Genomic DNA, 18,737 nt, shown 5'->3' on the forward strand with positions numbered 1-18,737 from the left:
CAGCCGATGGAACAAAAAAGCTTGCGCAGGCGGCTTACAGCCCTGCTTTTGATGCTGTGCCTTCTGGCGGCAGGCGCACTGCCTGCCCTTGCCACCAGTGCGAACATCCGGCTGGTGGATGCCAGCGGAAACCCCGCCACCGGCACCATCCGCGTTGCGCTGTACGACAGCGCGAAGGATAAGGCCCTGAGCGGCGGTCAGCTGACGCTGTACCGCGTGGCTGAGGTGAAGCGCAAAAACGGCGACCTGAGCTTTGAATACTGCGGCGATTTTTACGGCTGCGGCATCGCGCTGGGGGACCTGACCGACAGCACGCTGGCGGACCAGCTGCTGGAATATATGCCGCAGGGCGCACGGGGCACCACAAAAACCGTTGATGCAGACGGCAATGCCGCCTTTGAGGATCTGGAACTTGGCCTGTACCTGATCGTGCAGAGCAAGGCCTCCAATGGCTATGCGCCCATCAAACCGTTCCTTGTTTCCCTGCCCATGGCAGAGAACGGGAAATGGAATTATGAGGTAGACGCCTCCCCCAAGGTGGGCGGCTACACCCCCGTCAAACCGGATACGCCGCCTGTGCCGCCCACTCCCGTGCCGGACAAGCCCGGCACCCCGGAACAGCCCACGGAGCCCACAAACCCGGATACGCCCAAGAACCCGGACAGCCCGGATAGCCCGGTCTCGCCCGGCAATCCGGACAACCCGGTGGCTCCCGGCAGCCCGGATAGTCCGGTGGCCCCGGGAAAACCGGATAATCCCGCACTGGCGGGCCATCCGGACGGCGCAGTCCTGAGCGGTCTGCCCCAGACTGGCCAGCTGAACTGGCCCGTGCCGGTGCTGGCGGTCAGCGGTGTGCTGCTGTTTGCTGCTGGCTGGGTGCTAAACAAAAAGGAAGCGCTGCCATGAGACAGAAAATTGGAAAGATATGTATGGTGCTGGGTGCGCTGCTCATTTTGGCGGCGGCGGCGCTGCTTGCCTACAACAAGTGGGATGCGGCCCGCGCAGACAAGGCGGCACAGCAGGCGCTGGGAGAGCTGGAACAGACCCTGACCACAACGGTTGAGGAAAAGGCAAAGTCGGAGACTGTTGTGCTGCAGCCGGAGCTGGACCCTGCCCAGCCCATGACCGAGACGGAACTGGACGGCTGGAGCTACATCGGCTACCTGTCCATCCCCTCCATTGGGCTCGACCTGCCCGTGATGAGCGAGTGGAGCTATGCGGGTCTGAAGATCGCGCCCGGCCGGTACTCCGGCTCCACCTACGCGGACAACATGGTGGTCTGCGCCCATAACTATGCAAAGCACTTCAGCCCCATCAAATGGCTGGCCGAAGGGGCACAGGTCTATTTTACCGATATGGACGGCATGCGGTGGAGCTATGAGGTCTCCTATGTGGAGAATCTGCAGCCTACCCAGATCGAAAAAATGACCGAAAAGACGGAAGATTCCGATAACTGGGATCTGACCCTCTTCACCTGCACCACAGGCGGCCGTGCCCGCTGTGCCGTGCGGTGCGTGCGGACGGGCTACCCGGTGCTCACAACGGAGACTGCAGAATAAGATGCAAAAATCCCCTGTGCGCTGGCACAGGGGATTTTTTATATCCGGTATTCAGTGGGCGCTGCCTACCTTCACACATGGAAATCGGCTTTCCGAAGGAAGGCTTCCCCCGGTCGGGGGAAGCTGTCACCGCAGGTGACTGATGAGGGCGCGGGACAGCAGCATTTTACCTTAAATTACCCCTCATCCGTCTGCTCACTGCGTTCGCAGCCACCTTGGAAATTTATTTGCTCTGGATGTACTCGTCAATGGCCTTTGCAGCAGCCTTGCCTGCGCCCATGGCCTTGATGACGGTGGCAGCGCCGGTCACGGCGTCACCACCCGCGTACACACCGTCACGGCTGGTCTTGCCGTCGTCGCCGTCGGTGACGATGCAGCCGTGCTTGTTGGTCTCCAGACCCGGGGTGGTGGAGCGGATCGAGCGGGTTGGGGCTGGTGCCCAGACTCATGATGACCGTGTCCACGTCCAGCTCAAACTCGCTGCCCTTCTTCTCAATGGGGCGGCGGCGGCCGGAAGCATCGGGCTCGCCCAGCTCCATCTCGATGCAGGTGATGGACTTGACAAAGCCCTCGTCATTGGCGTGGATCTCCACAGGGTTGCACAGGGTCTTGAAGATGATGCCCTCTTCCTCGGCGTGCTCCACCTCTTCCTTACGGGCGGGCAGCTCAGCCATGCCGCGGCGGTAGACAATGTACACGGTCTCGGCACCCAGACGCAGGGCGCTGCGGGCAGCGTCCATGGCCACGTTGCCGCCGCCCACAACGGCGACCTTCTTGCCGGTGCGGATGGGGGTCTTGCTGGTGGGCAGATAAGCCTTCATCAGGTTGGAGCGGGTCAGGAACTCGTTGGCAGAGTAGACACCCTTCAGGCTCTCGCCGGGGATGCCCATGAAGCGGGGCAGGCCGGCACCGGAGCCTACGAACACGGCCTCATAACCGTACTCGCCCATCAGCTCGTCGATGGTCAGCACCTTGCCAATGACCATGTTGCACTCGAAATCAACGCCCATCTTCTTCAGGCCGTCGATCTCCTGCTGCACGATGGCCTTGGGCAGACGGAACTCGGGGATGCCGTACATCAGCACGCCGCCGGCCACATGCAGGGCCTCGTAAACGGTGACCTTATAGCCCAGCTTTGCCAGATCGCCTGCGGCGGTCAGGCCGGCAGGGCCTGCACCGATGATGGCCACCTTGTGGCCGTTCCATTCGGGCACGATGGGGGCGGTGTGCACATTCTCGCGGTGCCAGTCGGCAACAAAGCGCTCCAGACGGCCGATGCCCACCGGCTCATTCTTGATGCCGCGGGTGCACTTGCCCTCGCACTGGCTCTCCTGCGGGCAGACACGGCCGCAGACGGCGGGCAGGGAAGAGGAGCGGTTGATCACCTGATAAGCGGCTTCAAAGTCGCCCTCGGCCACATGACCGATGAACTCAGGGATATCAATGCCCACGGGGCAGCCGGTCTGGCAGGGCTTGTTCTTGCAGTGCACGCAGCGCTTTGCTTCGTTCACGGCCATTTCTTCGGTGTAGCCCAGAGCAACTTCCTTGAAGTTCTTGTTGCGCACATTGGGGTCCTGGGTGGGCATGGGGCACTTCTTCGGGTCCATATTGAAAGCCATCTTATTTTACCTCCTGATTGAGCAGATTGCATGCCGCTTCACGGGCGTGTGCCTCAAACGGGCGGTACATGGTGCCGCGGGCCATTGCTTCGTCAAAATCCACCAGATCGCCGTCAAAATCGGGGCCGTCCACGCAGGCGAACTTGGTCTCGCCGCCCACGGTCAGGCGGCAGCCGCCGCACATGCCGGTGCCGTCGATCATGATGGGATTCATGGAAACGATGCTCTTCAGGCCATGCTTCTGGCAGGTCTTGACCACGAACTTCATCATGATCAGCGGGCCGATGGTGATGACCAGATCGTACTGATTGCCTGCAGCCACCAGCTCGTCCAGAGCGGCGGTAACAACGCCCTTGGTGCCGTAGCTGCCATCGTCGGTCATAATGCGCAGCTCATCGCTGCAGGCCCGGAACTCGTCCTCCAGGATCAGCAGATCCTTATTGCGGAAGCCGACCACGCTGTGCACCACACAGCCCTGCTCGTGCAGCTCACGGGCAATGGGCAGGGCAATGGCGCAGCCTACGCCGCCGCCCACGACACAGACCTTCTTCAGACCCTCCACCTCGGTGGCACGGCCCAGCGGGCCCACGAAATCGTGGACGCTCTCGCCGACCTTCAGGCTGTTCAGCTCCATCGTGGTACCGCCCACGATCTGGAAAATGATGTCCACAGTGCCCTTCTCACGGTCGTAACCGGCCACGGTCAGGGGGATGCGCTCGCTGTCCTCAAACGGGCGCACAATGATAAACTGGCCCGGCTTTGCCTTTTTGGCGATCAGTGGGGCTTCAATGACCATCTTTGTCACGGTGGGGTTCAGCGCGACTTTTTCAGTGATCTTATACATCGTGTTTGCTCCTTTATGCTGGCATTTCCTATTTCTGTGCACGAAAACGCGCCTGCATGCCCTCGGCGGCATAACAGACGCAGCTTTTGCAGGCGACAAAATGACATTCTTATTATAATGGTTCCTACAGGAGAAAGCAACTAAATTTTCCTCGTGTCTGTTGCGGCAAACATGAATGAACGGCGGTGTCAGCCAGTGCAGAGAAGGCTTTTTGTGCGCAGACAGGCCTGTTTTGAAATTTTTTGCAAAAAATGCAAATTTGTGGTTGACAATTGCCGGGCGGTACGGTATAATAATCAGCGTCGCCGGTAAACAACCGGCACGAACACATGGAATGTGCGGCCGTAGCTCATCTGGTAGAGCGCCACCTTGCCAAGGTGGAGGTAGCGAGTTCGAGCCTCGTCGGCCGCTCCATTTGTGGAAGTTTAGCTCAGCTGGGAGAGCATCTGCCTTACAAGCAGAGGGTCAGCGGTTCGAGCCCGTTAACTTCCACCATGTGGCCCGGTAGCTCAGTTGGTTAGAGCACCAGCCTGTCACGCTGGGGGTCGTCGGTTCGAGCCCGATCCGGGTCGCTTCGTCGGAATGTCAGTCGTTTGTCTGGCAGTCTTACAAGTAAGACCGCCGTAACAAACTCTGAAATTCCTCCTCTTCCCCACAAAATTTTGCTTCGCAAATTTTTGCGGGGGCCCCGCTTGAAATACGAGTGGGAGGGTGCAGGGATAATTGCACCGCTTATGCCTCTGTAGCTCAGTCGGTAGAGCAGGGGACTGAAAATCCCCGTGTCATTGGTTCGATTCCGATCGGAGGCACCATATGCGGCCGTAGCTCATCTGGTAGAGCGCCACCTTGCCAAGGTGGAGGTAGCGAGTTCGAGCCTCGTCGGCCGCTCCAACACGAAGCCATCATCAATGCAACAATGCAAAGATGATGGCTTTTCTGTTGCTTCCCATTGCATTTCCTTCCTGTGAAAAAGCAAAGCCGGAAAATCCGCAGATTTTCCGGCTTTGCAAATATAGAAATAATTATTCCGCTGATATTGTCGGAGCACACCCTGTGTGCGGAGACAATTTTAAATCGTTTCTTACAGGATCACATTTTTGATGAGCAGCGAAATGCTGCCGTCGTCGCTGTGCAGAAACTCTACTTCATTTTCCGAGTTCAGCAGCTCGGTGGGGATCTTCACCTCAATGCCGTTGGCGGTGTGGATGCTGCGGCTCTCCATGCGACGGATGCGCGCAGGGGTCACGGTCACGGGTTGCTCAGGCGCTTCCAGCACATCGCTCTTTTCTACGTAGTCGTCAAAGGGTACGGCGGCAAGGGGATATTCCTCCTCCAGCTGCTGGCGCACCTGCTGGATGGACACCTGATTGTCGTTGTCAGCGGCCTGATTTGCGATCAGCATCGCGACCTGAGCCTCTACGTGGGGCTGATCCGCGTAGTTTTCCTGCACGGCCTGAACAGCGGCTTCCTGAATGGCCTGCAGCTTCTTTTTCTCCGGCTGAGCGGTGGTGTATTGGAACACCACGGTGGAAAGATAAAAATCCTTGTGCCCGTCGATGTCGAATTTCTTTTCCAGCAGCTTCATGGAGTAATCGGTGAGGTTCACGAGTGCGCCTTCCTCTACTTTGCCGCTCTGGCTGGGCAGACAGGCCCGCTGCTGTATGATGGAGTTCACCGGGGCACCTTCTACGGTCTCGGTGTAGTGGGTGTAGCCGTTTTTGTAGTTCAGCTTCAGGATGCCCAGCCACGGCTCGCCATCGCGGGTAAAATCCACCACCGCAAGGTCTGCCCCCGGGATAGTGGTGTGGGCATGCATATAGTCGAACAGCACCCCGGCAATGCGGCAGGAGAGGTCCACAAAATCGTGATTGTGTTCCAGTTCATTTTTAAAGGCGGAATCCGGCAGCGGGCGGCACTGGCGGATATCGTCGCTGGCAAGTAGCTTCTCGATGTGATACTGGAAGTAAGCAGTCTTTTCAGCGGTCATTTCCATGCCGCCGCCGCTCAGCACAGGGGCGTCCATGGTGGTGTCCAGCACATGCAGGATAGCCTGATGAATAATGATCTCCACGGGTACAAAACCTCATTTCGTACAAAATCTTTTTTTGCATACAGTATAGCACAGCATGACGCAAAAGGCGAGACCGCATCTTGTAAACTGCAGGCGGGAATGCTACAATAAGAGTAGAAAACTACCCAGGAAAGGAGACAAAAACCATGGAATTCCGTGATAAACCAATGGAAAACCTCATCCGCCTTCAGGAAAAGGATATCTGCAAAAATGCCCGTGCACTGCTTCTGGACGGCGAGAGCATCGTGGGCGCCTATAAGACGGTGCGCGATCAGGTGATCTTTACCACCCACCGCATCATCATGGTGGATATGCAGGGCGTCACCGGTACCCGGCAGCAGATCTTTGTGCTGCCGTACCGCAAAGTGCTGCACTTTGGGATCCAGACGGCAGGCTTTGGCGACCCGGTGCAGGCATCGCAGCTGACGGTCTGCTTTGCGGACGCACACGAGGCAAAGTTCGGCTTTATCGGCCAGCAGGAACTGTTTGCGGTCGCCAATGCCATCAGCCGGTGCATCCTGTAAATAACTTCTCTTAAAACAGCAGGCTCCCCGCCCGAGACCGGACAGGGAGCCTTTTGCTGTATATAAAATGGGAGAATGGCAGAATTAGCAGCGGCTTGTTTTGCGCACCAGCTGTTCGTGCATGAACACCATGAACACCAGCAGTGCCAGCAGATAAAATGGGAACAGTGCAGGAGTGATATTGTTTGCCATCAGCCCGAACAGCGGCGGCATGGCCAGATTGCCCACATAGGCGCTTGCCATCTGGATGCCAATGACCGCCTGCGATCTGTCTGCACCGAAGTGCTCCGGCGTGGAGTGGATGATGCTGGGATAGATGGGCGCACAGCCCAGCCCCACCAGAACAAGACCGCACAGGGCAAGCACCTGCGGCCCGGGCAGCAGCAGGGCCAGCACGCCTGCGGCCAGAATGCACTGACCCATGCGGATCATCTGCGTATCGTTGAATTTAAGGGTCAAAAAGCCGCAGGCGGCGCGCCCGGCGGTGATGCCGATGTAGAACAGGCTGGCAAAGCTGGCGGCAGTGTCGGGGGCGACGCCTTTCGTCAGCGTGAGGTAGCTGCTGGCCCACAGACCTGCTGTGGTCTCCAATGCACAGTAGCAGAAGAAGCACAGCATCACCTCTCTGGCACCCGGCAGACGGAATACCTGCCCAAGGCTCAACACCTGCGGCGAGGCAGCTTCGGCGTCGGTGCCTGCAGTACGGCCCTGCCATAGCGGCAAGCTGAAAAAGAGCACTGCACTCAGCAGGATCTGGAACAGGGCGATGCACCGGTATCCGGATGTCCACGGTCCGCCGCCTGCCAGCACCCGGCCCATGACCATGGGGCTGATCATGGTGCCGATGCCCCACATGCAGTGCAGCCAGCTCATATGGCGGCTTTTATAATGTAAGGCAACATAGTTGTTCAGGGCCGCGTCCACGCTGCCTGCGCCCAGCCCGTAGGGCACGGCCCACAGGCAGAGCATCCAGAACTGTGTGGAGACCGAAAAGCCGAACAGCGCGGCAGCTGTCATGCCCACACTGAGGGCGGTCACTTTTCCAGTGCCCAGCGCACGGGTGAGCCGGTCGCTGTTCAGGCTGGAAACGATGGTGCCGAAGGAGATGATCATGGAGATCAGCCCCGCATAGGACACCGGCACACCGAGCGCCGGATACATGGAAGGCCACGCCGACCCCAATAGGGAATCCGGCAGGCCCAGACTGATGAACGAGATGTAAATGATCGGAAGCAGAAGCTGTACCATAAACCTTGAGTTCCTCCGGGAAGCATGTTATACTTGCAATGCATCTTGTGCTTTACTGATGTAATAATATCACACATCAGAGCGAGATGTTAGGATAAAAACGCCCGATTGATACAACAAAACCGGCGCGGATGCAGATGTGTGACCTTGACGGAAAGGAGATGGCGGATCGTGGCATTTCAGACCAGCTGTGCAGCAGCGGGCGGTTTCAACTGCCTGCCGGATGTTGTGGCGGATGGCGAGGGCCGGGAGCTGGTGCAGCACGGCAGCGCACTGTTTCCCATTGCCTGCTATGAAGAGAACATCAAAAGCTACTCGGTAGCATGGCATTGGCATGAAGAGTTTGAATACATCCTTGCCGTAAAAGGCCCGCTGGCGGTGGACGTGAGCAAAGTCCGGCTGAATCTGCAGACCGGGCAGGGCGTGTTTGTCAATTCCGGAGTGTTCCATGCGGTGGAGCAGGCGGAGACCGGGGATGCTTTGCTGCATTCCGGGGTATTCCATCCGCGCCTGATCGGCGGCATGGACACCATCTTCTGGCAAAAGCTTGTGCACCCGCTGCTTCAGCCGGGAGCACCGGCCTTCTTTCTGCTGGACGAGGCAGACGACGGGCAGAAGGCCGTGCTCTGCCATTTGCGGGAAGTCTGGGACGCAGTGGCCCAAGAGGTCTTTGACTATGAGAATCAGGCACGGTACCATCTTTCGGCGGCGGTGCATCTGCTGGGAATGCAGTGCGAGGGTGGAAAAACAAAGGTCTCTCAGCAGGAGCAGATCGCGGCCCGGCGTATGAAGCAGATGCTGCGCTTTGTGGAGGAGCACTACGCAGAGGAGCTGGACGTGGAGCGCATTTCCGACTGCGTGGCCCTGAGCGAGAGCGCCTGCCTGCGCAGCTTCCGGCAGCTGCTGGGGATCACACCCATCCAGTATGTCAAGCAGTACCGCATTGAAAAGGCAGCCGAGCTGCTGCTTTCCACCAGTATGAAGATCGGCGAGATCGGTGCCGAATGCGGCTTTTCGGATACCAGCTACTTTACAAAGACCTTCCGGGAGATCAAGCACTGCACGCCCAGAGAGTACCGCCAGAAGTTTGCAGGAAGAGAGCAGTCTCTTTCAAGGCGGGACGGCGGCAGAGCCGGTGCACCGGCTGAGACAGCGTTATAAAAAAGAGAGTCGGGAACAATGCAGCGTAGTCTGACAAAAGGTCTCATCACCAGCAGCATTTTGCTGTTTGCCCTGCCGCTGATGCTGGGTAATCTGCTGCAGCAGATGTATAACATTGCGGATATATGGGTGGTAGGCCGCTTTCTCGGCGCAGACGCGCTGGCGGCAGTGGGTATTACCTGAAAAAGAAGCGCTAAAAAAGCAAATAGCACAAAAACAGAAACCCGGAACCTTCTTGAGCCGCTTGGCTCGGAACAGGTTCCGGGTTTTGTGCAGTATCTTCACCGAAAGCTGCTTTGCAGCAAAGGGGCAGGGAACAGCAAAATACAGATTACCGCTTGATATCGTAATTCATGTTCATCAGGTTGCGGATGGTGCTCACATCGTCGGTAATGTTGGCATCGCCGTGGATGGTGTGCTTGATGGCGCTGCTTGCCACCGCAAAGTTGATCATGTCCATAGCCTTGTAATCGTGCAGCATGGCGTAGATCAGGCCGCTGGCGAAAGCATCGCCGCCGCCCACGCGGTCCAGAATATTAAAGGTGAACAGCTTGCTCTCAAAGGTGTGGCCATCGTACCACATAAAGGCCTTCAGGCTGTTCTCGCTGCCGCTGTGGGCGTAGCGCACATGGCGGCCGATACACTTCAGGTTGGGATAACGCTCGATGAAATGCTGGAAGATCTCGTCCTGCTGCTCATAGCTGGGCTGCAGGGGTACGCCGTCCTTCCAGTCGCCCTTGCTGTGGTCGTTCTCGTCCTTCCACAGGTGATAGGGCTCAATGCCCAGCAGAACATCCACATAGGGCAGGCATTCGGTGCAGAAGTCGCGGGCTTCTTCCCAGCTCCACAGGGTGGAACGGAAATTGCCGTCGAAGCTGACGGTCAGGCCCTTTTTCTTGGCGACCTTGAGCATGTCCAGGATCAGGGTGCGGCAGTTGGGAGCCAGAGCCGGGGTGATGCCGCTCAGGTGCAGCCAGTCAAAGCCCTCCAGCAGAGCGTCCAGATCGACCTGCGAGAAATCGTACTCGGTGATGGCACTGTGCTTGCGGTCGTAGATGACCTTGGACGGGCGGATGCCGTAGCCGGTCTCCAGATAATAGGTACCCAGACGGTTGGACTGTGTCTCGTTCGGCTCGGTAAGGATCATGGGGGTGCAGTGCACATCATTGGAACGCAGCCAGCGCACGGCGCTCTTGCCAAGGCTGTTGTTGGGCACCACGCTGAAGAAGGTGCTGTCCACACCAAGGTTAGCCAGTGCCAGTGCAATGTTGGCCTCGCTGCCACCGTAGCTGGCCTCAAAGCTGGATGCCATACGGATCTTCTCGTAGTTCGGCGGGGTCAGGCGCAGCATGATCTCGCCGCAGGTGATGAATTTCTGGCCGGGGGTATCGTTGCCAAGGATTGGGTTGAAATGTTCCATAACGCTCCTCCTGATATTTACAGCTCATCAGAGCCCTGTTAACACATCGTTGTATCCATTATAATCCGACACAAGAGGGATTGCAAGCGCTTCCACGGAAATGCAAGAAAAAATAATTGCTGATTTTTGGAAGATTTGACGAAAAGTGTGCTGACGGCCAGCCTGCGGGAACTTTCTCCTCAGACACGAAGCGAGCCATCCCATCGCCTGCCCTACCGGCCCATGTAAATGCCGCTTATCGTTACGTCCCCATGCCGTGAAAATGTGTATGGAGCACTCCAAACGCGAAAAATATATTTTCCACTGATGAAAGCCAGAGTGAAGCGGGGGCGATTCTGAATCGTTTTTACACGCCGGTCAGATCGAACGAAGGCGTATACTCTTCCTTTGCGCTGCTCTTCTGCTGCATGTATCCCTGCGCAAGCCCCTTGTCCATGGCGTAGTTCACCGCCCGGCGGTACTCGTAGGTAGTGATGCGCCGTCCGATGCCGTGCTCTGCGGCCTTATAGAAAGGGGTATACTGGCTCATGACACTGGGAATGAAGCACCCCGGGTCGGCATCGTTCCACGCGGCCATCTGATCCAGAACAGCAAAGCTGTCATCGATGTGGCCGGGCAGGGCGAGATGCCGCAGAATGACCCCCTTTTGCAGGATGCCCTCTGCATCGAACGCCGGGTGTCCGGCCTGTGCCATCATGGCTTCAATGGCGGGCTTTGCCTGTGCAAAGTAGTCCGGCGCAGAGGAAAGCTCTGCCGACAGGGCAGAGGATACATATTTCAGATCGGCCAGCCAGATGTCGATGTACCCGCGCCAGGCTTCTACGCTCTCCACCGTCTCGTAACCGCCGGTATTGCACAGGATAGGCAGGTGCAGACCCTTTGCGCGCGCAAGGTCCAGCGCGGCAATGATCCAGGGCTGCCACTGCCCCGGCGTGACCAGATTGATGTTGTGGGCACCCTGAGACTGCAGGTCCAGAAAGATCTCTGCCAGATGTTCAACGGTGATCTCCCGGCCGAGGCCTTCGGCGCTGATGGGATAGTTCTGGCAGAAGCAGCATTTGAGGGTGCAGCCGGAGAAAAACACCGTGCCGCTGCCCCTTGTACCGCTGATGCAGGGCTCTTCCCAGTAGTGCAGGGCCGCACGGGCGGCTTTCAGGGTGCTGCCTGCACCGCAGAAGCCGGTGCGTCCGGCAGCACGGTCGGCTCCGCAGCGGCGCGGACAGAGCGTGCAGGAAGAGGGAATGGAAACAAGATCGGTTTTCGGCATAATATCCAAAGTCCTTTGCAGAAAGTTTGTCAGCTTCAGTATACCACTTTTCAACCGGACGTGCTATACTATAAGATATGGAAAGAATAATATATATCAGAAGCAACATTTTTGCATAATGCGGCCGAAATGACGGGCTGCGGCAGAGAAATGACCATGATGGAGGAAATCATGCGCACCGAAACCGATGAAATCCGTGATAACCTGAAGTATCTGACCCTGCTTTCCCGGGACTACCCCTCGCAGGCGGCAGCGGCCAGTGAGATCATCAGCACGCAGGCGCTGCTCAAGCTGCCCAAGGGCACCGAGCATTTCATGAGTGATCTGCACGGCGAAAATGAGGCCTTTGTGCATATCCTGAACTCGGCCTCCGGTGTGATCCGTGAAAAGGTGGATCAGGTGCTGGGCGATACCGTGCCGGAAAATGCCCGCGCCGAGCTGGCAACATTGATCTACTACCCCAACGAAAAGCTGCCCCAGCTCAAGGCCCGCTGTGCCAGCGAGGAGGCGCTGGATCAGTGGTATACCGAAACACTGCTCCGGCTCATCGATATCTGTCGGCTGGTGTCCTCCAAACATACGCGGGAGCATGTGCGCAGCTGCCTGCCCGCCAGCTGCGGTTACATTCTGGACGAGCTGCTCCACGCCCACTTTGAAGACCACGATAAAGACCTTTACTATGGTCAGATCGTGGGCAGCATTATTGAAAATGGCCGTGCAGACCACTTCATCGTGCGGCTGTGCGAGCTGATCAAGCATCTGGCCGTGGACAAGCTGCATATCGTAGGCGACCTGTTCGACCGCGGCCCGCGCCCGGACATCATTCTGGATCTGCTCATGCGCCACCACAATGTGGATATCCAGTGGGGCAACCATGATGTGGTGTGGATGGGAGCCGCCGCAGGCAGCCCCATCTGCATCTGCACAGTGCTCAAGACCACGCTGGCCTATCATAATCACGGAATGCTGGAAGACTGCTATGGCATCAATCTGCGTCATTTGCAGCGTATGGCCGAGCAGTTTTACGGCGAGGACGACCTGAGCATCTGGATGCCCCATACCGATGCGGCCCGCGGCCCCTACACCGAAGGAATGCTGCACCGCTGTGCTGTGATGCACAAGGCGATCAGCATCCTGATGTTCAAGCTGGAATGTCAGGTGATCGACCGCAACCCGGACTTCCAGATGCAGGGCCGGGATTATCTGCGCCGCATCGACTGGTCGAAGCATACGGTCAGGATCGGGGAAAAGGAGTATCCGCTGCGGGATACCTCGTTCCCCACCGTAGACCCTGCCGCCCCGGCAGCACTGAACCCGGATGAGCAGCTGGTGCTGACCAAGCTGGTGCAATCCTTCCGCCAGAGCGAAAAAATGCAGCAGCATGTGGAGTTTCTCTATGCCAAGGGCAGCGTGTATCACATCGAAAACGGCAACCTGCTCTACCACGGTGCAGTGCCCATGACCAGCCGGGGCACCTTTGCCACGGAACGCTTTGAAGGCCGCCTCTACTCCGGACGTGCCCTGATGGACTACTGCGACGCCCGGGCGCGCCGTGGCTATTACGCGCCCGAGGGCAGTGCCGCACGTCAGAGCGGACAGGACTTTTTGTGGTATCTGTGGTGCGGCAAGCTCTCACCGCTGTTCGGCCGCAGCGCCATGACCACCTTTGAACGGCTTTATGTCGCGGACAGCTCTACCCACACCGAGGTGAAAGACCCTTATTATACATGGTATAATGACGAAGCCGTATGCCGCCGCATTCTGGCAGAGTTCGGCCTGCCGGGCAGCAGCCATATCGTCAACGGCCATGTGCCGGTGCGGGAAAAGAACGGCGAAAGTCCCATCAAGGGCGGCGGCAGGCTGGTGGTCATCGATGGCGGTTTCTGCCGTGCGTACCACGAAAAGACCGGCATTGCGGGCTACACGCTGGTGTATTCCAGCCGCACCATGTCCCTGCGCACGCACCAGCCCTTTGAAAGTGCGGAAAAGGCTGTGAAGGAAAATCTGGACATCATCTCTCAAAAAAATATCCTGGAAACCGAAAATCATCGCATCCTTGTAGAGGACACCGACGAGGGTGAGGTGCTGCGGGAGCGGGTGCACGACCTCAAACAGCTGGTGACAGCCTACCAGCTGGGCTGGATCACTGAGGCCCGCTGCGAGGATCATATCTGGTAAAGCGCAACAATTGTACACCATTTTTCTGTAAAATACCTAAAAAAGAAATCAAAATTTTGGAATATTCTGCATGAAAATGGGCAAAACAGAAAATAATAGAACATCACCAAGCGGGGCTTTGCTTTTTTGTGAAAGTTGTGTATAATAAGATAGCTGTAGTAGTACGGCATTGTTTATTGCACGGTTGCAGCAGCTTTTATGGAGAATGCTTTCAGGAACCTTAACAGGCCTGAAATAACGGGCCTTTGACAAGGAGATCATAAAATTGGAGAAATTTGTTATTACGGGCGGTAAGCCCCTGCGTGGCGAAGTTACCATTTCGGGTGCGAAGAATGCGGCGGTAGGCATCCTGCCTGCAACCATTCTGGCAGCGGATGTCTGCGTGGTCGAGAACCTGCCGGATATCAGTGATGTGGCGGTGAGCCTGAAGATCCTCAGCGTTCTGGGCGCACAGATCAGAATGCTGGACCGTAACACCTATGAGATCGACACCACCCACCTTACCGGGACCAACGTCCCGGACGATCTGTCCCGTCAGATGCGCGCCAGCTATTATTTTCTGGGCGCACTGCTGTCCCGCTTTGGCAAGGCACAGGTGGCCATGCCCGGCGGCTGCAATCTGGGCCCCCGCCCCATCGATCAGCATCTGAAGGTGTTCAGTGCGCTGGGCGCTGAGGACAGCGTGGATTATGGCATGATCACGGTGCGTGCCAAGGAGCTGAACGGCGCACACATCTTCTTTGATAAAGTCAGTGTGGGCGCTACCATGAACGGTATGCTCTCCGCTGTCATGACCAAGGGCCAGACCATTCTGGAAAACTGTGCCAAGGAGCCCCATGTGGTGGATCTGGCAAACTTCCTGAATATGTGCGGCGCAGATGTGCGCGGTGCAGGCACCGATGTCATCAAGGTGCGCGGTGTGGAAAAGATGCACGGCTGCACCTACAGCATCATTCCGGATCAGATCGAAGCCGGCAGCTACATGGTGGCTGCTGCGGCTACGGGCGGGGATGTGCTGGTGAAGAATGTTACCCCCAAGCATTTGGAGCCGATCACCGAAAAGCTGCGCCGTGCAGGCGTGGAGGTGGAAGAGTTTGACGATGCAGTGCGCGTGCGCCGCACCGGCGATATTCTGCCGCTGAAGATCAACACCATGCCGCACCCCGGCTTCCCCACCGATATGCAGCCTTTGATGGGTGTGCTGCTGAGTGTGGCCAAGGGCACCAGCACCGTTACCGAGAGCGTGTGGGACAACCGCTTCCGCTATGTGGACGAGCTGCGCAAGATGGGCGCAAACGTACAGGTGGACGGTCAGGTGGCCGTATTTGAGGGTGTGGACAAGCTCAGCCCTGCGCCGCTGCGTGCGCTGGATCTGCGCGCAGGCGCTGCCATGGTGGTGGCTGCTCTGATGGCAGACGGCACCAGCGAGATCGAGGAGATCGGTCACATTGAGCGCGGCTACGAGAATATCGTGGAGAAGCTGCGCGGTCTGGGTGCCGATATCAAAAAGGTAGAACGGATGCCTGCCGCACTGGATCAGGCATTGTAACGTATCAGAAAACAAACAGCCTGCTGCATATGCGGCGGGCTGTTTTTGAGTGTATCAGAGGTTTTTCATGGCAGAATTTATCTCATTGTATTCCGGCTCTTCCGGCAACAGCAGCGTGGTGCGCTGCGGTGAGCACTACCTCATCGTGGATATGGGCAAGGGCGTGCGCACCACCACAGCGGCGCTCAAGGCGCTGGGCCTTGCCGTCAGCGACTGCGACGGCATCCTTATCACGCACGAGCACAGCGATCATGTGAAGGGGCTTTCCACCTTTCTCAAAAAGAATCTGCTGCCGGTGTATGGCGCGGCGGCTACACTGGATTTTCTGGATGCCAATGGAATCGTCCCGGCAGCCTGTGAGCTGCACGAGCTGGAGGGCAGGGAAGAGGACGTGGGCGCATTCGGCGTGCGGGCATTCCCCACCAGTCACGACGTGCCCTGTGTAGGCTACCGCATCCACACGCCGGACGGTAAGACAATGAGCATCGCCACGGACCTTGGCACGCTCACCCCGCCGGTGCATGAAGCGCTGACCGGCTGCGACCTTGTGGCACTGGAAAGCAATTACGACCTGCACATGCTGCGCAGCGGGCCGTACCCCTATTACTTACGGGCCCGGATCGAGAGCACCCGGGGCCATCTTTCCAACGATGAGTGCGCTGCAAAGCTGCTGGAGCTCATTCAGGAGGGGTGCAAAAAGTTTGCACTGTGCCATCTCTCGCAGGAGAACAATACACCCTCCCTTGCGCTGCAGACCGTATTCAATACGCTGGGTGCAGCGGGCGTTGTGCCGGACAGGGACTGCATCGTGCAGGCACAGCGCCGCAGCGAAGTCAGCCCTGCATTGGAATTTTGAGTAAAAGAAAAAGCAACGCTTTTTGCGTTGCTTTTTCTTTTACTCGTTCGCTTTCTGAACGCGGATATCGTTGCCGAAGAACTTGATCTGGACGAAACCGGCAAGGCGGCTGGAGATCTTTTCGGTGTAAAGCTTTTCCAGCAAAGCACCATCTGTGACATTGGTGGTGACGATGGTGGGCAGCTTTGCGCCCAGCCGGTTGTTCAGCAGGCTGTACAGATTGGTGAGAAAGAAGCTGGAATTGAACTCCGTACCAAGATCATCGAGGATCAGCAGGTCGGCATTGGATGCAGTCTGGAACAGCGCTTCTTCCTCGCCGTTCGGGTCGGAGCCGAAATGCAGCGCTTCCAGCTTGCCAAAGAAATCCGGGCAGGAGACATAGATCACATCATAGTTCTGCCGGAGAACCTCTCCGGCAATGGCCAGCGCCGCATGGGTCTTGCCAAGACCGGCATTTCCCAGCAGCAGCAGGCTCTCGCGGGTGGCGGGTGAAAAATCGGCCGCATAATCGCGCAGATCAGCCAGAACCTCTGCCATATAGGTGCGGATGCTCTCACCGATCTCGGGATCTGCAACAGAGGGGTAATATTCCAGCTTCATAGTGTCAAAGCTGGAAATGGACAGGCTGGACAGCGCTTCGATCTCCTGACGGCGCAGCTGCTGCATCACCTTGTGGACGCAGGCGCAGGTGCGGCCGTTCACACTGCCGGTATCCTGACATTTCGGACAGGTGAAGTGCGGTTCCAGCGCGTTGGCAGGGCGTCCGCTTTCGGCCAGCAGGGCCGTCAGCTTCTGCCGGGCATCGGCCAGCGCGGCGGCGGCTTCGGTGCGGTCTTTGCCCGCAGCACCGGCCAGCGCACAGCGGATGCCCCGCACCCGCACCTCTTCTTCTGCATGACGCAGGGCGGGAATGGCAGCTTCGGCCTGTGCCTGTGCATCCTGCGCCAGAGCCCGGGCGGTCTGCCGCCGTAGGGCAACGGTGCGGAGAGCTTCCTGATACAGTTCATTTTTGGTACGCATAGCGGCTCCTTATTCAGGCTTCTTGATGAGGGAACGGCGGCGGGTGGCGTTTTTCAGGATATCGTTTCCGCTGGGGGCTGCGCGATCTACCCGGATGTTCCGGCTTGCGCCCGCAGCAGCTACCGGGCTGCGCACATCGTGCACGGTGCGCAGTCCCTTGGCGTTCCATGTCTTGAGGATGCTGTTCCAGTACCACAGATCGCGCTTGGGCCCGGCCTGCACGGCAGCTTCCTGCACCATGGCGTCGTCATAGCCATAGACTTCGTACCATCGTGCAATGGCCTTGCGCCCGCCCAGGGTCAGTTCGTCCGGAGCAATGTCCAGCAGGCTGCTGACATACTGCTCACGGCTCTGGCGCAGAGCCAGCAGCTTGAGGTGGGCGTCTGCCTGTTCACCGGTCTCCACGCCCTCGGTGCGCCACACCTTCAGCTCATGCACCACAGCGGCTATGGTGCGCCGGCCGGTGCTGGCAACGTAAGCGGTGCACAGCATCACGGTCTCGGGCGCAAAGCCCTCCTGCACATAAAGGTTGACCAGCTTTTCCATTTCCTTGTGGGTCAGCGGGCGGGCAAAGCCGGTCTGCGCGCAGTCGATGAGGCTGGAGATCATGGGGTCGGTGCGGCTTGCGGCAGCAATTTCGGCCCATGTCATAGGCGTCGGGGCGCTGGGCTCCTCGCCCGGTGCGGCGTTTTCTTCATAGCGCTCCAGCAGACCCGCACCTGCCCAGAAGGCCAGTGCGCTCTCGGCGCTGATACGGCTGCGCAGTTTGAGGTCGGCGCAGATCTTGTCCGGGTCGGTGATGCCGGTAGCCAGCACATACAGCGCCACGCGTACGTTGTATTCCTCTGCGATGCCGAGCTTTGAAAAGATCAGCTGCGGCACGGCGATGGTATCGCCTTTGAGCTCTTTTAAACGGTAGATCATCTTTTATTCCTTCGGTTCGTCCGGTTCATCTTCGGCAGCTGGCTCCCAGGGATCACAGTCCATCATGCTGGGACAGTTTTTCCAGCGCTCCGGCTCTGCATTGAAAGCGTCCTGCAAAAAGGCGGCGGCAGCCTCGCGGCCCTCGTCGGACAGCGGAAACACCTTCTGCACCCGCAGGGCAGGGTCAGTCTTTTCAATGGTCCAGGGGTCGGGCCAGTAATCCACAGTGAGGATGCTTTCTTCCTTTGCAGCACCTTCGCCGCCATCCGGGTCCGGTACGGTGCGCTTGCCGGGGATCATCCGGTACCGCAGGCCGTATTCGTTGCCGCTGTAGGAATTTTTGCATTTGAAATAATGCAGCAGGGGAACAAAGATCATGATGGAGTCCTTTCCTGCGGCAGGCTGAGCACCGCATGCTTGATCCTATTATAAGAAACACCCGGAAAAAATGCAACGGTTTGCTTGCTCAATTGCTGGATCAAGGGCAGAAAAACGTG

Annotated in this window: 15 protein-coding genes, 5 tRNA genes and 2 pseudogenes; 13 read left to right on the forward strand and 9 right to left on the reverse strand. The window is 57.9% G+C overall.

The window, feature by feature from the left end; translation table 11 throughout:
* Nucleotides 1-6: 6 nt before the first annotated feature.
* Both ACKXF7_RS11365 and ACKXF7_RS11370 read left to right on the forward strand, forming a co-directional pair.
* Nucleotides 7-906 carry a pilin N-terminal domain-containing protein gene (locus ACKXF7_RS11365; RefSeq protein ID WP_423741341.1) on the forward strand — a complete coding sequence of 300 codons (900 nt, stop codon included), beginning with the start codon at nucleotides 7-9 and terminating at the stop codon, nucleotides 904-906.
* Nucleotides 903-1,559 (forward strand): sortase, encoded by a 657-nt coding sequence (locus ACKXF7_RS11370; protein WP_249236731.1) that lies wholly within the window; start codon nucleotides 903-905, stop codon nucleotides 1,557-1,559. The genes ACKXF7_RS11365 and ACKXF7_RS11370 overlap by 4 nt, the downstream gene beginning before the upstream one ends.
* 223 nt (nucleotides 1,560-1,782) lie before the next feature.
* Here ACKXF7_RS11370 and gltA read toward each other — a convergent pair.
* Nucleotides 1,783-3,178: pseudogene (gene gltA, locus ACKXF7_RS11375) on the reverse strand (NADPH-dependent glutamate synthase).
* 1 nt (nucleotide 3,179) lies between these two features.
* Nucleotides 3,180-4,022, reverse strand: coding sequence for a sulfide/dihydroorotate dehydrogenase-like FAD/NAD-binding protein (locus ACKXF7_RS11380; RefSeq protein WP_249236729.1), 843 nt, complete (start codon nucleotides 4,020-4,022; stop codon nucleotides 3,180-3,182).
* Nucleotides 4,023-4,360: 338 nt separating this feature from the next.
* Between ACKXF7_RS11380 and ACKXF7_RS11385 the strand changes: the two genes are divergently transcribed.
* The 5 genes from ACKXF7_RS11385 to ACKXF7_RS11405 all read left to right on the forward strand — a co-directional run bounded on the left by ACKXF7_RS11385 (nucleotide 4,361) and on the right by ACKXF7_RS11405 (nucleotide 4,913).
* Nucleotides 4,361-4,436, forward strand: a tRNA-Gly gene (locus ACKXF7_RS11385).
* A gap of 5 nt (nucleotides 4,437-4,441) precedes the next feature.
* Nucleotides 4,442-4,517, forward strand: a tRNA-Val gene (locus ACKXF7_RS11390).
* A gap of 3 nt (nucleotides 4,518-4,520) precedes the next feature.
* A tRNA-Asp gene (locus ACKXF7_RS11395) sits at nucleotides 4,521-4,594 on the forward strand.
* 164 nt (nucleotides 4,595-4,758) lie between these two features.
* A tRNA-Phe gene (locus ACKXF7_RS11400) sits at nucleotides 4,759-4,834 on the forward strand.
* Between the two features lie 3 nt (nucleotides 4,835-4,837).
* Nucleotides 4,838-4,913, forward strand: a tRNA-Gly gene (locus ACKXF7_RS11405).
* A 190-nt stretch (nucleotides 4,914-5,103) separates the two neighbouring features.
* Here ACKXF7_RS11405 and ACKXF7_RS11410 read toward each other — a convergent pair.
* Nucleotides 5,104-6,093: a nucleoid-associated protein gene (locus tag ACKXF7_RS11410; RefSeq protein WP_348583430.1), complete on the reverse strand. Its 990-nt coding sequence runs from the start codon at nucleotides 6,091-6,093 to the stop codon at nucleotides 5,104-5,106.
* A gap of 146 nt (nucleotides 6,094-6,239) precedes the next feature.
* On the opposite strand from ACKXF7_RS11410, the gene ACKXF7_RS11415 reads away from it, so the two are divergent.
* Nucleotides 6,240-6,617 carry a PH domain-containing protein gene (locus ACKXF7_RS11415; protein WP_097775338.1) on the forward strand — a complete coding sequence of 126 codons (378 nt, stop codon included), beginning with the start codon at nucleotides 6,240-6,242 and terminating at the stop codon, nucleotides 6,615-6,617.
* Nucleotides 6,618-6,701: 84 nt separating this feature from the next.
* Here the strand turns inward: ACKXF7_RS11415 and ACKXF7_RS11420 are convergent, their stop codons facing one another.
* Nucleotides 6,702-7,865, reverse strand: coding sequence for an MFS transporter (locus ACKXF7_RS11420; RefSeq protein ID WP_423741342.1), 1,164 nt, complete (start codon nucleotides 7,863-7,865; stop codon nucleotides 6,702-6,704).
* A gap of 171 nt (nucleotides 7,866-8,036) precedes the next feature.
* Here ACKXF7_RS11420 and ACKXF7_RS11425 point away from each other — a divergent pair, with 171 nt between their 5' ends.
* Both ACKXF7_RS11425 and ACKXF7_RS11430 read left to right on the forward strand, forming a co-directional pair.
* Nucleotides 8,037-9,026, forward strand: a complete 990-nt coding sequence (locus ACKXF7_RS11425) for an AraC family transcriptional regulator (RefSeq protein ID WP_423741343.1) — start codon at nucleotides 8,037-8,039, stop codon at nucleotides 9,024-9,026.
* Nucleotides 9,027-9,044: 18 nt separating this feature from the next.
* A pseudogene (locus ACKXF7_RS11430) lies at nucleotides 9,045-9,200 on the forward strand (MATE family efflux transporter); the annotation flags it as partial.
* 157 nt (nucleotides 9,201-9,357) lie between these two features.
* Here the strand turns inward: ACKXF7_RS11430 and ACKXF7_RS11435 are convergent.
* Both ACKXF7_RS11435 and ACKXF7_RS11440 read right to left on the reverse strand, forming a co-directional pair.
* Nucleotides 9,358-10,446: a sugar kinase gene (locus ACKXF7_RS11435; protein ID WP_249236724.1), complete on the reverse strand. Its 1,089-nt coding sequence runs from the start codon at nucleotides 10,444-10,446 to the stop codon at nucleotides 9,358-9,360.
* Nucleotides 10,447-10,792: 346 nt separating this feature from the next.
* On the reverse strand, nucleotides 10,793-11,713 hold the full coding sequence (locus ACKXF7_RS11440) for a 4Fe-4S cluster-binding domain-containing protein (protein ID WP_423741344.1): 921 nt from the start codon (nucleotides 11,711-11,713) through the stop codon (nucleotides 10,793-10,795).
* Between the two features lie 159 nt (nucleotides 11,714-11,872).
* Between ACKXF7_RS11440 and ACKXF7_RS11445 the strand changes: the two genes are divergently transcribed.
* From ACKXF7_RS11445 to ACKXF7_RS11455, 3 genes are all read left to right on the forward strand, one after another.
* On the forward strand, nucleotides 11,873-13,891 hold the full coding sequence (locus ACKXF7_RS11445) for a fructose-1,6-bisphosphatase (protein ID WP_348585190.1): 2,019 nt from the start codon (nucleotides 11,873-11,875) through the stop codon (nucleotides 13,889-13,891).
* Nucleotides 13,892-14,156: 265 nt separating this feature from the next.
* A complete protein-coding gene (locus ACKXF7_RS11450) occupies nucleotides 14,157-15,440 on the forward strand; it encodes a UDP-N-acetylglucosamine 1-carboxyvinyltransferase (protein WP_339395685.1) in 1,284 nt (427 codons plus the stop codon).
* Between the two features lie 67 nt (nucleotides 15,441-15,507).
* Nucleotides 15,508-16,296, forward strand: a complete 789-nt coding sequence (locus ACKXF7_RS11455; RefSeq protein WP_423741345.1) for an MBL fold metallo-hydrolase — start codon at nucleotides 15,508-15,510, stop codon at nucleotides 16,294-16,296.
* 39 nt (nucleotides 16,297-16,335) lie between these two features.
* Here ACKXF7_RS11455 and ACKXF7_RS11460 read toward each other — a convergent pair whose 3' ends face one another.
* The 3 genes from ACKXF7_RS11460 to ACKXF7_RS11470 are packed head-to-tail and all read right to left on the reverse strand — an operon-like array spanning nucleotide 16,336 to nucleotide 18,618.
* Nucleotides 16,336-17,316 carry an ATP-binding protein gene (locus tag ACKXF7_RS11460; RefSeq protein ID WP_249236720.1) on the reverse strand — a complete coding sequence of 327 codons (981 nt, stop codon included), beginning with the start codon at nucleotides 17,314-17,316 and terminating at the stop codon, nucleotides 16,336-16,338.
* 9 nt (nucleotides 17,317-17,325) lie between these two features.
* A complete protein-coding gene (locus ACKXF7_RS11465) occupies nucleotides 17,326-18,240 on the reverse strand; it encodes a DnaD domain protein (RefSeq protein ID WP_249236719.1) in 915 nt (304 codons plus the stop codon).
* Nucleotides 18,241-18,243: 3 nt separating this feature from the next.
* A complete protein-coding gene (locus ACKXF7_RS11470) occupies nucleotides 18,244-18,618 on the reverse strand; it encodes a hypothetical protein (RefSeq protein ID WP_423741346.1) in 375 nt (124 codons plus the stop codon).
* Nucleotides 18,619-18,737 lie beyond the last annotated feature (119 nt).

Source organism: Faecalibacterium sp. 7, assembly GCF_049562865.1.
In the GTDB taxonomy this organism is placed as follows: domain Bacteria; phylum Bacillota; class Clostridia; order Oscillospirales; family Ruminococcaceae; genus Faecalibacterium; species Faecalibacterium wellingii.

Coding starts and splice junctions, on each gene's coding strand:
- ACKXF7_RS11380 (WP_249236729.1), bottom strand. CDS start 4,022: ATGTATAAGATCACTGAAAAAGTCGCGCTGAACCCCACCGTGACAAAG.
- ACKXF7_RS11460 (WP_249236720.1), bottom strand. CDS start 17,316: ATGCGTACCAAAAATGAACTGTATCAGGAAGCTCTCCGCACCGTTGCC.
- ACKXF7_RS11415 (WP_097775338.1), top strand. CDS start 6,240: ATGGAATTCCGTGATAAACCAATGGAAAACCTCATCCGCCTTCAGGAA.
- ACKXF7_RS11420 (WP_423741342.1), bottom strand. CDS start 7,865: ATGGTACAGCTTCTGCTTCCGATCATTTACATCTCGTTCATCAGTCTG.
- ACKXF7_RS11365 (WP_423741341.1), top strand. CDS start 7: ATGGAACAAAAAAGCTTGCGCAGGCGGCTTACAGCCCTGCTTTTGATG.
- ACKXF7_RS11470 (WP_423741346.1), bottom strand. CDS start 18,618: ATGATCTTTGTTCCCCTGCTGCATTATTTCAAATGCAAAAATTCCTAC.
- ACKXF7_RS11455 (WP_423741345.1), top strand. CDS start 15,508: ATGGCAGAATTTATCTCATTGTATTCCGGCTCTTCCGGCAACAGCAGC.
- ACKXF7_RS11445 (WP_348585190.1), top strand. CDS start 11,873: ATGGAGGAAATCATGCGCACCGAAACCGATGAAATCCGTGATAACCTG.
- ACKXF7_RS11440 (WP_423741344.1), bottom strand. CDS start 11,713: ATGCCGAAAACCGATCTTGTTTCCATTCCCTCTTCCTGCACGCTCTGT.
- ACKXF7_RS11465 (WP_249236719.1), bottom strand. CDS start 18,240: ATGATCTACCGTTTAAAAGAGCTCAAAGGCGATACCATCGCCGTGCCG.
- ACKXF7_RS11435 (WP_249236724.1), bottom strand. CDS start 10,446: ATGGAACATTTCAACCCAATCCTTGGCAACGATACCCCCGGCCAGAAA.
- ACKXF7_RS11370 (WP_249236731.1), top strand. CDS start 903: ATGAGACAGAAAATTGGAAAGATATGTATGGTGCTGGGTGCGCTGCTC.